The sequence below is a fragment of the Thermodesulfobacterium hveragerdense DSM 12571 genome (genome assembly GCF_000423845.1).
Lineage (GTDB): Bacteria > Desulfobacterota > Thermodesulfobacteria > Thermodesulfobacteriales > Thermodesulfobacteriaceae > Thermodesulfobacterium > Thermodesulfobacterium hveragerdense.
Genome location: NZ_AUIT01000008.1, coordinates 1 through 12,265, shown reverse-complemented (window position 1 = coordinate 12,265; position 12,265 = coordinate 1). Strand labels below are relative to the sequence as shown.

The following is a 12,265-nucleotide window of genomic DNA, read 5'->3' as shown; positions in this document are numbered from 1 at the left end:
GTTTAAAGGAGGAGGTAGGCGATGAAAAAGAAATGGGTTAAGTTTTTAGGTATCGTTTCTGCTGGGTTGTTAGCTTTTGGTTGTAGCTGTCCTATCGAAGCTCCAGAAAAGGCAGTAGCTCAACCTGCACCACAACCTCCAGCTTGTCCAGAGTGTGTAAAGAAGGTAGAGGATGAGTTAAAAGCTTTAAAGCTTCAGGTAGAAAGTCTTAAGTCTCAGGTAGACAACCTTAAGGTTGATGCAGCCGAGGCCAAGCAAGCTTCTCAAAAAGCAATAGAAGCGGCAAACAAAGCTGAAGAGGCTGCTCAAAAGGCAGAGGCAGCTGCTAAAAAATGCGAAAGAGTTTTTGAAAAAGGATTAAAAAAGTAAGGTTATGCAGCGTCCTTTTGAAGCCCTCGGGGAATACTTGGGTATAAGTATTCCCCGAAAAAAGTTAGAATTAAAAGACCCTTTATCTTTAGAAAAACCTTCTTTTTGCGAAGAAAAGGACTGGTCTGAGGTAGTTAAAAGGGCCAAACCTCTTAAGGAAAAAAACTTTTTCTGGTTTTTTACCCCTAAAAAGCCGTTTTGGGACCTTAAAAAGGATTGGCCTCCTAAGAGGATAGACCTTAAGGTTTGGCTTACTTCAGAATACATAGAAGGTGGTTTTTCTAAGACTTACAAAAGTTTGGTTTATGAATTAAGAGAAGGAAGGTTTTCTGTTAAAAAAACTTTAAACTTAAGAGGGATGTTGGTAGAAGAGGCAAAAATAGCTCTCGAAGACTTCTTAAGAGAGGCCATCTTAAACAGTGATAACTGTGTTCTTATCATCCATGGAAGAGGCCTTTCTTCTAAAAAAGAGCCGGTGCTTAAAACTAAAGTTAAAGAATGGCTTGAAAAAGGCCCTTTTAGAAAATATGTGATGGCTTTTTGCTCTGCCAGACCTTGTGATGGTGGTTTAGGGGCAACCTACATCCTTCTATCTTCAAAGCCTATCAAAAAGTCTAAAAAGTCGTAGTGTTTCATGTTTTTACAAGGTCCAAGGTCAAAACTTTTAATCACCGGTGATCCTGGAGTAGGCAAAACTACTTTAGTCGAAAAGTTGACTAAATATTTATCAGAAATAAACTTTCTGTTTAAAATAAGAGGGTTTTTTACCAAAGAAATCAGAGAAAACGGCAAAAGAAAAGGTTTTAAAATCATCGACCCTTTTCTTTCTAGAGAATTTCTCCTTGCCAAAAGAAAAGACCTTGTTGCCCCTTCAGAGACTATAAATACCTTACCTACCATAGGAAATTATGCGGTGTTTTTAGAGGGGTTAGAAAAACTTCTGGAAGAGTATAAGAAGGATTTAGTAGATGGGGTTCAGGTTTTTTGGGTTATAGACGAAGTAGGTAAGATGGAGGCTTTATCGAAAAGTTTTTGTGATTTTATAGAAAACCTGTTAGGTTCTTCTTGTTTTTTACTTGCAACCGTAGGCAAAGGGGAAACTCCTTTTCTAAAAAAGGTTTTTTCCTTTGAACCAGCTTTAAGGTGTGAAGTAACCCCTGACAACCGGGATTTTTTGGAAGAAAGGCTAAAAATAGAGTTTAAAAGAAAGGGCAAGTTAATAGTTTTTGAGGGGATAGATGGGGCAGGTAAAACCACCGTTAGTAAGTTTTTGGTAAAGGCTTTAAAGGATCAGGGAAATTCAGTTTTTTGGGGGTGCGAACCAACTCCTCAAGGCCCTTATGGTAAAGTTTTGCGCGAAAAGCTGCAACAAGGAGAGGCCCATCCGTTAGAGATTAAAAACCTATTTTTGAAAGACCGAGAATGGAACGTAAAAAATTTTATTTTACCTAAGCTTAAGGAAGGGGCCTGGATAGTTTTAGACAGATATTATCTTTCTACTCTATCCTATCAAGGAGCTCAAGGGTTTGACTTAAAAAGCCTTTTTATAGAAAACGAGACCATCGCCCCTTTACCAGACTTAGTCGTTTACTTAGACCTCACGATAGATGAGGCCTTAAAAAGGCTTAACTCTACCAGAGACAACCTTACGTTTTTTGAAAAAACCGAGTTTTTAACCAAAGTAAGAGAAAACTACTTAAAAATCCTTCCTTGGTTTAATCACGTAAAATTAGAGGCCACAAAACCTTTAGAGGAAAACCTGAATTATTTAATAGAATTATTACAACGTAAATTTAAAAGTTCCCTTACCTAACACGTCGTGAAGATGTAAAATCCCGGTAAGTTTTCCGTCAAAGTCTACAACCGGTAAAACTGTGATTAGATGTTTTTCCATCATTTCTAAGGCTTCATAAGCCAGGGCATTTTCTTGTATGGTTTTAGGGTGCTTAGTCATCACCTCTTCTACTTTAAGAGAGTCTATGGAGCCGTATCTAAGAAAGATCCTTCTTAAGTCTCCGTCGGTAATGATCCCTGTGAGAGCATTAAATTGGTTTACGATTAGAACGCATCCCAACCTTTTTTGATCTATTTCTTTTATAGCTTCCTTTAAAAAGGTGCCTTGTAAGACCTTAGGGATGTTTTCACCGGTAAGCATTATTTCTTTAACCTTAACCTTAAGCCTTTCTCCCAACGATCCACCTGGGTGGTTTTTTCTGAAATCTTCAGACCCTAATCCTTTGATTTCAAACAGGCAAATGGCCAGGGCATCCCCTAAGGCCAAACAAGCAGTGGTGCTGGTGGTAGGGGCTAAGTTAAACGGACAAGCCTCTTTGGGTACCCTTCCGTTAATCACCACGTCTGAAAGCTGGGCTAACCGGCTGCCTAAATTTCCTGTAATACTGATGATTTTTATGTTTCTTTTTTTTAGTATGGCAACCAACTCACAAACCTCAAGGGTATTTCCTGAATAAGAAAGGGCAAGGACCACATCTTCAGGGGTTACCATCCCAAGGTCTCCATGTAAAGCCTCTACAGGATGAAGAAAGAAAGCCGGAGTTCCGGTAGAAGAAAGGGTAGCCGCAATTTTCCTTCCTATAAGACCACTTTTCCCTACCCCTGTAACTACTACCCTTCCTTTATTCTGTAAGATGATTTCTATAGCTTTTGCAAAGGAGTTGTCCAGATTCTTTATGACCTCGTCAATCCCTAACTTCTCTGTTTCTAACACACTTTTAGCTTTTTCTAAAATCTCCTTTTCTTTTAACATGCCTAAACCTCAGAAGAATGGTTTAATGAAAAACAGGAGGGTTTATTGGGACTTCAAAAAGTATTTTTTGTTCTTCGATCCCTACCATTATCGAAAGAAGTTCTAAAACTTTGTTTATCATCTTGGTAATCATCTCCTCTCGGTAGAAAAGAGCACTCAGTTTTTGTTCTATTTCTCCTGAGGGATCTGAAGAAAAATCCCTTTTTGAGAGGTGTTTATAAAACTGGTAAAAAACCTTTCGCATATGGACCCGTTCTTTTATGTTTTTCAAGATCTCTTCAGGTTCAAACGACCTTTGGGTAGCCACAAGGTCTTGAAAATATTTTATGTCTTCTTCTTGAAATTGCCAAAAAAGGTCTATCCAATCTTCAAGACTGATTAATTTGTCTTGATTCTCCATGAATTTTAATGTAAAACAAATCCTTAAAAATGCAACCTGGTTTAAGACCCTACATCTTCAGAAAAAGTGGAAAGGTTAAACAAGACAGAGTTTTTAAGTACCCTTTTGGCCCCAACGAACCTAGTTTTGAAATAGTTGCTATCTAAGGAATCTACAGCAAGCCCTCTTTTAGTAGAAGAAAAATGCATGAAACGGTTGTTTCCTATATAAATACCCACATGGTTTATACTCTCAGGCCGTCTGTTTTTAGCAAAGAATAGTAAATCTCCGGGAATAAGTTCATCCTTAGACACTGAAACCCCTATCCAAAACTGTTCTCTTGAGGTTCTCGGAAGGTCTATCCCCAAACTTTCAAACACCTTTTTTACAAACATCGAACAGTCCATATATCCGTTGCCATTACCTCCTAACTTATAACGATAATCCTCATATTGTTTGGCTATCTCAATAAACTTGTCTTGCAATCGTTTTTCATCCTCAAGGTCTAAAAAAGATCTGTTTAGAAAGAAATCAGAAAAGCTGTGAGTCCTTGTTTTTTCTTGAAAGGCAACCGCAGGGTTTTCTAACATAAAAGGTTGATCATCATAGGTAGGAATCCTTAAGGCCTGTCCCACAAAGATTACGTTGTCTTCAAGGTTGTTTAGTTTTTTGATATCCTCGATAGGTATACCATACCTCAAGGAGATGTTGTACAAAGTTTCTCCTTCTTTAACCTTATGCCAGATAAACCCTACACCTGAAGGAGCTTCTATCTTGGGTAGGTTAACTTTTTCTTGGACTAAAACCCTTTTTTCTTTTACCTTAATTACCTTGCCTACGCTTAATTTAGTATGATTTAGATGGTTAATTCTTTTTAGTTCTTCTACCGAGACCCCAAACTTTTTAGCAATACTGTAAAGAGTGTCTCCCCTTTTTACCTTATAGGTTATCCATTGAATTTTTTCTTTTTGTTCTACCATCTTAGGAGTACCAGAGACAACCTCTGTTGAGATAACCTTGGGTGAATCGGCTTTTGAGGAGGAGATAGTCTGTGGTGTTTGTAAATTGAGTTTATGTGGTTGTAAATCCACTTTTTGTAAGGCTTCTTGTTGAGAACTCTCTACAGGTTTTTGTTCTGAAAATTCCGCAGGTTTGTTAGAAGGTATTTTTACTATCAAGGTTTGACCTACCCTTAAAGAATTACCTGAGAGCTGATTTATTCTTTTAAGGTCTTCTACCGAGATCCCAAACTTTTTGGCGATGCTAAAAAGGGTATCCCCTTTTTTTACTACATAAACTGAAGGACTTTCGGGTAAGGAAGTTTGTACTAAATTATTCTTTGAGGAAGTAGAGGTTTTTGCCTCTGAGTTAGTTTTAGTAGAAACGATCTTTATGGTTTGTCCAGGTTTTAATTGAGGGGTTTTAAGCTGGTTTAATTTTTTTAGTTCTTCTACCGAGACCCCAAACTTTTTAGCAATACCGTAAAGGGTGTCTCCTTTTTGGACTTTATAGGTAATGGGTTTGTTAGAAGTTTTAACAGCTTTTACCGAGGCTGACTTTTTAGTTTTTAAGGATTTTTTAGAGGTAGTTTTGGCTTTTGCGTCAGTTTGATAGGCACCAAAAAGAAAAAAACAACAAACAATCCATAATATGGCTAAAAAAGGATTCCGAAACATTTTAGATTTATTCTGTTTTGACATGGCAAAGATTTTTTAAAAAAACTTTATACAAAAAAATAACAAAAAATTGGCAAAAGTCAAGTAAAATTTTAAAAAAAGTTCTTTTTAAAGATTTTTTAGGTTTTAAAAGCGTAAAAAATTATTTTTTTTATCTTTTTTAAGCTTTTTTAGGTTCGGGAAGAGTTGTATTTTAACAAAATCTGTTTAAAATTAAAAATCAAATGGTTAGGAGGTTCTAAAATTAACGTCTTCTTAGATTTTGAGGTTGCTACCAAATTAGAATTATTGCAAAAACTTTATGAACACTTAGAAAACACCTATCAAGCCTGGGATCTTTTTTGTAAACCAGGTTGTAACCTCTGTTGCACAGACCGTATTTATACTACTTCTTTAGAGGCTTACTATCTGTTAGAAAGGGTTAGTCCTGAGGTTTTAACCAGGGTCTCATATCTTCAGAGTTATCCAAGGCCAAAGATTACCCATAACCAGACCCTTCTTTGCTATCTTCAAGGTACAGAGCCTCCTTTAGAGGATTATCCCCCTCAGTTGTCTACATGTCCTTTTTTAGACGAAAAAGGACTTTGTATGGTTTATCCTTATCGTCCGCTTATGTGCAGGATAATGGCTTCAACCAAAAGCTGTGAACAGGGAGAGGCATCTTTACCTCCTTTTTTGTTTTATGTTGGGACCATTGCTTTACAGTTAGCTGAAAACATAGACATTGGTGGGCTTTATGGCAATCTTTTTGATCTTTTAAAGTTTTTAAAGGATTATAAGAGTGAACAAGTAGAAGAAGTGCCTCCTTATCTTCTTTCTAACGTAGATGTAGACGAGTTGCCCGTCCTCCCTGAGGAAAAAGAACTTAGATCCTGGGTAGGTACATTTTACCGAACCCCTATAACAGAAGAAAAAAGTTTTAGAGATGTATTACAAGAACTAAGAGAAAAATTTAGAGAAAAAAAATCTCTTTCTTTTTTAGAGGAAATTTTTTAACATGTATCAAGGCGAGGTTATAAAAAACCTTCCTCTTTCTCACAACGTTTATCTTTTGAGGGTAAAAACAGATTTAGATATAATATTTAGTTTTAACCCAGGTCAATTTGTCAAGATCAAGATTAACGAAAGGATTGACCCTCTTATTCCCAGGCCTTTTACCATTCATGATGTAAAAAAGAATAGTTTTTATGTGCTTTATCAGGTGGTAGGAAAAGGTACCAAAGCTTTATCTTTGGTTCAACCAGGAAGTAAGATCGAGTTTTTAGGCCCCCTTGGGAAACCCTTTCCTAAACTTGAGAACTATGTGATCTGTGCAGGAGGCATAGGAATAGCAGGGTTTATCTATCTTTTAGAAAGCATAAAAAGAAAAATCCATACCTATGAGCTACCCAAGAAAATTTTTTATGGGGCTCGTACAGCAGAAGACCTGGTTTGTTATCCTTTTTTAGAAGATATCGAAACAGAGGTAGAAATAGCCACAGAAGACGGGTCACAGGGTTATAAAGGGTTGATTACCGAACCTTTGAGGAAGTATTTAGAAAAGAATAAGGTAGACGTGCTTGCCTGTGGTCCTTTACCTATGTTAAAAGCCATAGCTCAAATAGCCCAGCATTTTGGAGTAAAGGCCTATCTTACGATGGAAACCTTTCTTTCTTGTGGTACAGGTTTTTGTAAAGGCTGTGTAATTCCACTTAAAAACGGAAATTATGTACACCTTTGTATAGAGGGCCCTACTCTTTTAGCAGAGGAGATTGACTTTGATGCCATTTCTTAAACTCAGGAATCTCGAACTTAAAACACCTCTTATGCTGGCTTCAGGTACCTGGGGCCTTGGAGAAAACTTAGACCTGTATCTTACTAAAGAAGAGATTAAATCTAACATAGGAGCTTTTGTTTCTAAAGGAATCTCTCGTTTACCTAAGAAAGGTAACCCTCCTCCTCGTCTTTATGAAACCCCTTGTGGATTGATCAATTCCATAGGACTTGAAAACCCAGGTTTAGAGGTCTTTAAAAGAGACTATCTCCCTAAGCTTTTCTGTTATGGGGTGCCACTTATCATTAACCTTCACGGAGAGGAAGTAGAAGACTTTGTAGCCCTTGTTGAAGGTTTTAAGGAAGAAAATGTGGATGGTATAGAGCTTAACATCTCATGCCCTAACGTTAAGAAGGGTGGTATAGCCTTTTCTTCTGACCCAAAGGGAGTTAAAACCCTGGTAAAAGAGGTTAGAAAGGTTTGGGAAAAATTTTTAGCAGTAAAACTTTCTCCTGTAGGTCCAGTTTATGAAATAGCCGAGATCTGTGAAAAAGAGGGGGTAGATGCCTTAGTGGTAGCCAATACCTATCCTGCTTTAGGGGTGATAGATTTAGCACCTTTAAAGGTTATCAAAGGAGGGCTCTCAGGTCCTGCTATAAAACCTTTAACCCTAAGGTTGGTATACGAACTTGCCCAAAAGGTTAAACTCCCTATCATAGGTAGCGGAGGTATCCTTTCTGGAAAGGATGCTTTAGAATACTTGGTGTGCGGGGCAAAAGCCTTTCAAATAGGGGTTGCCAACTTGATAGATCCCACCTCTCCTGTGAAGATAATTCAAGAGATGGAGGAGATAAAAAAGAAACATGGCTTATTTGGTTAGAGGTTTACCTGTAGATAAAAATTTTAGGGCCTATGCTGTTTGTTGTAAAGAGATTGTAGAGGAAGCCCGTCGTTTGCAGGGTTTGAGCCCTGTGGCTTCAGCTGCGTTGGGAAGGGCTTTAGCAGGGGTAGCTTTGCTTTCTTCTGACCTAAAGATAGGTAAGGTCCTTTTGCAGATCAAGGGAGATGGTCCACTCGGTGAGATTTTAGCAGAAGGTGATTATCAGGGATTTTTAAGGGGAACGGTACAAAATCCTCACGTTTATATAGACCCTATCAACCGGAAACTTCCTGTTGGGCTTGCAGTCGGAAAAAAAGGTTTTATCTCTGTGGTAAAAGATTTAGGTTTGAAAGAACCTTATCATGGGTCTGTAGATCTGATTTCAGGAGAGATTGCCGAAGACTTGGCTTATTATTTAAACGTTTCTGAACAAATACCATCTGCCGTAAGTCTGGGGGTTTTAGTTGATAAAGACGGAACCATCCTTGCTGCAGGAGGTTTTTGGGTACAAAAACTGCCAGAGGCAACCGAGTCTGAATTAGAGGAAATAGAGGCTAAACTTAAAAATTTCCCTCCTGTTACTTCAGTTTTATCCTCAGGAAAAACGCCAGAAGAAATCTTACAGATGATTTTCCCAAAACTTCAAATATTAGAAAAAAGGCCTTTAGCCTGGAGATGTACTTGTTCTGAAAAAAGGGTAGAAGAGGCTTTGATAGCCATGGGAAGAGGAGAGCTTGAGGGTTTTTTAAAAGAAGGAAAGCCTGTTTCTGTGACCTGTGAATTTTGTAAGCAAACTTACGAGATTTCTTTAGATAGGGTCAAAGAGCTTTTGAAGGAGGTTATGGATGTTTCTTAGGTTGATACTCTGGTTGGTTTTGATATTGTTGTTGGTTTTCTTTGTAGTCTTTAACATAGACCCAAAGGTTAATCTACATCTTTTCCCTGGGGTAACTTTGGAAAACATCCCTTTAGCCTTAGTCATCATCATAAGTTTTATTTTAGGGGTGCTTTTTGGGATAACGGTTTCGATTTCCCAGATGATAAAACTAAAACTTGAGATAAGAAAACTTCAGAAAAAGGTTGAAGAAAAACATGAAAATCCTGAACAGACTATTTGAGCTTTTAAACGAAGGGGTAAAAAAAGAGGTCTTCCCTGGTGCAGTAGCAGGGGTTTATTTTCAACAGAGACGATACATAGTTGGGGCTGGTTATCAGGCTTTAATCCCATATATCGAACCTATAGAGGAAAACACCATCTTTGACCTTGCCTCCCTTACCAAGCCTTTGGCTCTGGTGTTAGGATTTTTAGATTTTTTAGCTAAAAACCCTAAGGCATTAGACCTCTATTCTCCTGTAAAAAATTACCTGGACCTTAAGCCTCCTCTTTCTGAAATTCCAGTTTATCGTCTTTTTAACCATACCTCAGGCCTCAAAGCATGGCATCCTTTTTATCAGGAAATTTTAGAAAAAAATCCAGAAAAGCCTTTGGAATATATAGTAAGAAAGATAGAAGAAACACCCTTAGAGTATATCCCAGGAGAAAAAAGCCTTTACTCAGACCTTGGTTACTTTATTTTAACCCATCTCTTAGAAAGTCTATCTGGAGAGCCCTTAGAAAAAATTTTTGAACAAGCTAAGAAAAGAATTTCTTTAGGAAAAAAGTCTTTTATTGGTTTTAATCCTCTAAAAAAAGGAATAGACCAGGAATATATGGCTCCTACCTCTGTTTGCCCCTGGGTAAAAAAACTATTGAGAGGGGTTGTTGAAGATGAAAACACCAGGGCTTTGGGTGGGGTTTCTGGAGTAGCAGGGCTTTTTGGTAACATCTATGGTGTCCTTGATGTTTTAGAATTTTTGCTAAATGTTTACCAGAAAGGAAACTCTCTCTTTACTGATTTATTAAAAACTTTTATATTTCATCGAGAAAAAGATTCTGAATACGCCTTAGGTTTTATGTTGCCCAACCCTAAGGAAAAAGAGCTTTTAAAGGCTAAAATTTCTTCAAATACCTTGAGACACACCGGTTTTACCGGGACCTCGTTTTTGATAGACTTTGACCAGGGAATTATCATCGTCCTTTTGTCAAACAGGGTACACCCTACTCGGGATAACCTAAAAATAAGGGATTTTAGGCACTATTTTCATCAACAGGTTATAGAAGCCCTTAACTGAAAGCTTCGCTTAGTTCTTTACTTCTTAAGTAAGCCTTATATATGGCCTCAATCACTGTTCCAGGGAAACCTTTTTGGTAAAACACCTCTAAAGCGGTTATGGTAGTTCCGGCAGGAGAGGTTACCATGGCTTTGATTTCATAGGGATTCTTTTTTAGTTTTTTCATCATTTCTACCGAGCCTAAAACCGTTGCCAGGGCAAGCTTTTCTGCCAAAGGTCTTGGCAAACCTGCTCTTACCCCCCCGTCTATCAAAGACTCTATAAACAAAGCTACATAAGCAGGCCCACTTCCTGAAAGAGCGGTTACCGCATCGATCAAGTCTTCTACTACCACCACCGTTTCTCCTATGGCAGAAAAAAGTTTTTCTGCCGAGGTTAAGTCCTCTTCAGTAGCAAAGCTTCCCTTGGTTAAAGCACTTATGCTTTTATGCACGATGGCACAGGTATTAGGCATAACCCTGATTAGTCTTGTCCCTTGAGGTAATAATTTTTCGTAAAAACTGATCGGAAGTCCCGCGGCGATGGTAATCAAAAGATGCTTTTCTATATCGATATGTTCTTTTATCTCTTCCAAAATTTTTTTCATTATCTGTGGTTTTACCGCTAAAATTATCTTATTGCAAGCTTTCAAAACCTTTTCATTTTGGTCTACAGTGTGGACTTTATAGGTAGAGCTTAGGTATTCTCTTCTTTCTAAAACAGGCTCAGAAACAAAAATGTTTTCTGGACTAAAAAGCCCTTTGTCTAACAATCCTTTGATAATAGCCTCTGCCATCATCCCACCGCCGATAAAACCTATGGTAGCCATCTATCCTTCCTCCGAATTTTAATCTCTTGGTTTCCAATCTATTATAAACATAAAAACCCTTCTGTAAAGATAAAATCGTAAAAGAGTTAAACCTATTCAAGGTATAGCTTTTATTGATAAAAATTAATTATATCAAAACACATTTTATTTGCTTTTTAAATATAATTTTTTATTACTTATTGCAAATAAAACGTATATTTTATATTGAAAAAATCTATTTGACTTAGTATTGAAATTGTAATAAAAACTTAACTTAAAAATAATACTATTATTAAAAGGAGGGGTAAAATGCCTAAGGTAGGTGTATATGTATGTCATTGTGGAGAAAACATTAAGGGTGCGGTTAATATCCAGGAAGTAGTAGAGTTTGCTAAGACCTTACCTGATGTAGTGGTTGTGAGGGACTATCAGTTTATGTGTTCTGACCCTGGGCAAGAGTTGATCAAGAATGATATTAAAGAAGGGCTGGTTGACAGGGTTGTGGTTGCTGCTTGTACTCCAAGGACTCATGAGGCTATCTTTAGGGTAGCTGTTGAGTCAACTGGTTTGAACAAATATTTTTGTGAGATGGCTAACATAAGAGACCAGGATAGCTGGGCTCATTGGCATGATAAAGAGGGGGCTACCAAAAAGGCTAAAAGGCTTGTTGCCAGTGCGGTGGCTAAGGTAAGATTGGCAGAGCCTTTAGAAGATCGCTTTCAGGATGCAGAAAAGTCGGTTTTGGTGGTAGGAGGTGGGATCGCAGGTATCTTTGCTGCTTTAGACCTGGCAACGATAGGTTTAAAGGTTTATCTGGTAGAAAAACAGCCTTCTATCGGTGGGGTTATGGCCAAGCTTGACAAGACCTTTCCTACGATGGACTGTTCAGCTTGTATCTTAACCCCAAAGATGGTTGAGGTTGCCCAGCATCCTAACATCGAACTTATCACCTATGCCGAGGTAGAAGATGTTAAGGGTTATGTAGGAAACTTTGAGGTTACCATCAGGAAAAAAGCCAGATATGTAGACTGGGATAAGTGCACAGGTTGTGGTCACTGTATGAACATTTGTCCTTCCAAGGCTCCAAACGAGTTTAACCTTGGTTTGGATAAAAGACCAGCCATTTACATAGAGTTTCCACAGGCAGTGCCCCTTCTTTTTCAAAAGTCCCTTTATATAAGCTGGATACTTCTTCTCATAACTCTTACATAATTCCTCAAATCTATTTAAGGCCCTCTCATACTCCTCTATCCTCTTTATAATGCTTAACTCCTCATAAAATTTTTTAGCATCCTGCTTAGACATGTTCCTGTTGATGTTCCTTTGCATGTGTACAAAACAAAGCTGATGATCTGTCTCAGGAAAGAGGGCTTTTATGGCTTGAGTAAGGCCAGGAAAATCATCACTCACTATTACCATAACCCTCTTAACTCCCCTCTTTATCAAATCATTAAGTATCTGGAGCCAGTCCTCCTTCGTCTC

At 37.9% G+C, this 12,265-nt stretch carries 13 protein-coding genes and 2 pseudogenes; 10 read left to right on the top strand and 5 right to left on the bottom strand.

Going from position 1 to position 12,265, the window contains the following annotated elements; translation table 11 throughout:
- The first annotated feature begins 21 nt into the window (after positions 1 to 21).
- From G580_RS09800 to tmk, 3 genes are read left to right on the top strand one after another with little or no spacing between them, the layout of a single operon-like run.
- Positions 22 to 369 (top strand): alanine-zipper protein, encoded by a 348-nt coding sequence (locus tag G580_RS09800; RefSeq protein WP_038041483.1) that lies wholly within the window; start codon positions 22 to 24, stop codon positions 367 to 369.
- Between the two features lie 4 nt (positions 370 to 373).
- Positions 374 to 997 (top strand): Smr/MutS family protein, encoded by a 624-nt coding sequence (locus G580_RS10960; RefSeq protein WP_051173039.1) that lies wholly within the window; start codon positions 374 to 376, stop codon positions 995 to 997.
- 6 nt (positions 998 to 1,003) lie between these two features.
- Entirely contained in the window at positions 1,004 to 2,182 is a 1,179-nt protein-coding gene (gene tmk, locus G580_RS10955; protein WP_051173037.1) for a dTMP kinase, read from the top strand.
- Here the strand turns inward: tmk and G580_RS0103590 are convergent.
- Genes G580_RS0103590 through G580_RS09790 form a run of 3 tightly spaced genes read right to left on the bottom strand, consistent with a single transcriptional unit; the run spans position 2,150 to position 5,191 of the window.
- On the bottom strand, positions 2,150 to 3,136 hold the full coding sequence (locus G580_RS0103590) for a KpsF/GutQ family sugar-phosphate isomerase (protein WP_028841085.1): 987 nt from the start codon (positions 3,134 to 3,136) through the stop codon (positions 2,150 to 2,152). The two genes, tmk and G580_RS0103590, sit on opposite strands and share 33 nt — an antisense overlap.
- Positions 3,137 to 3,158: 22 nt before the next feature.
- A complete protein-coding gene (locus G580_RS0103585; RefSeq protein WP_028841084.1) occupies positions 3,159 to 3,536 on the bottom strand; it encodes a hypothetical protein in 378 nt (125 codons plus the stop codon).
- Positions 3,537 to 3,577: 41 nt separating this feature from the next.
- Positions 3,578 to 5,191, bottom strand: a complete 1,614-nt coding sequence (locus G580_RS09790) for a C40 family peptidase (RefSeq protein WP_156874779.1) — start codon at positions 5,189 to 5,191, stop codon at positions 3,578 to 3,580.
- Positions 5,192 to 5,377: 186 nt separating this feature from the next.
- Here G580_RS09790 and G580_RS0103570 point away from each other — a divergent pair, with 186 nt between their 5' ends.
- Genes G580_RS0103570 through G580_RS0103545 form a run of 6 tightly spaced genes read left to right on the top strand, consistent with a single transcriptional unit; the run spans position 5,378 to position 9,996 of the window.
- Complete coding sequence (locus G580_RS0103570; RefSeq protein ID WP_028841083.1) at positions 5,378 to 6,187, top strand: YkgJ family cysteine cluster protein; 810 nt, start codon at positions 5,378 to 5,380, stop codon at positions 6,185 to 6,187.
- A 1-nt stretch (position 6,188) separates the two neighbouring features.
- Positions 6,189 to 6,965, top strand: a complete 777-nt coding sequence (locus tag G580_RS0103565; RefSeq protein WP_028841082.1) for a dihydroorotate dehydrogenase electron transfer subunit — start codon at positions 6,189 to 6,191, stop codon at positions 6,963 to 6,965.
- Entirely contained in the window at positions 6,952 to 7,824 is an 873-nt protein-coding gene (locus G580_RS0103560) for a dihydroorotate dehydrogenase (RefSeq protein WP_028841081.1), read from the top strand. Before G580_RS0103565 ends, G580_RS0103560 begins: the two co-directional genes overlap by 14 nt.
- Entirely contained in the window at positions 7,808 to 8,680 is an 873-nt protein-coding gene (gene hslO, locus G580_RS0103555) for an Hsp33 family molecular chaperone HslO (protein WP_038041478.1), read from the top strand. The genes G580_RS0103560 and hslO overlap by 17 nt, the downstream gene beginning before the upstream one ends.
- Positions 8,670 to 8,942, top strand: coding sequence for a lipopolysaccharide assembly protein LapA domain-containing protein (locus G580_RS09785; RefSeq protein ID WP_038041476.1), 273 nt, complete (start codon positions 8,670 to 8,672; stop codon positions 8,940 to 8,942). Before hslO ends, G580_RS09785 begins: the two co-directional genes overlap by 11 nt.
- The gene (locus tag G580_RS0103545) at positions 8,917 to 9,996 is read left to right on the top strand and encodes a serine hydrolase domain-containing protein (protein WP_028841079.1); all 1,080 of its coding nucleotides are present in this window, start codon (positions 8,917 to 8,919) and stop codon (positions 9,994 to 9,996) included. The genes G580_RS09785 and G580_RS0103545 overlap by 26 nt, the downstream gene beginning before the upstream one ends.
- Here G580_RS0103545 and proC read toward each other — a convergent pair.
- The gene (proC, locus tag G580_RS0103540; RefSeq protein ID WP_028841078.1) at positions 9,989 to 10,804 is read right to left on the bottom strand and encodes a pyrroline-5-carboxylate reductase; all 816 of its coding nucleotides are present in this window, start codon (positions 10,802 to 10,804) and stop codon (positions 9,989 to 9,991) included. The two genes, G580_RS0103545 and proC, sit on opposite strands and share 8 nt — an antisense overlap.
- A 288-nt stretch (positions 10,805 to 11,092) precedes the next feature.
- Here proC and G580_RS11745 point away from each other — a divergent pair.
- A pseudogene (locus G580_RS11745) lies at positions 11,093 to 11,935 on the top strand (FAD-dependent oxidoreductase); the annotation flags it as partial.
- On the opposite strand, the pseudogene G580_RS11955 reads toward G580_RS11745, so the two are convergent.
- A pseudogene (locus tag G580_RS11955) lies at positions 11,903 to 12,265 on the bottom strand (transposase); the annotation flags it as partial. The pseudogenes G580_RS11745 and G580_RS11955 overlap by 33 nt on opposite strands.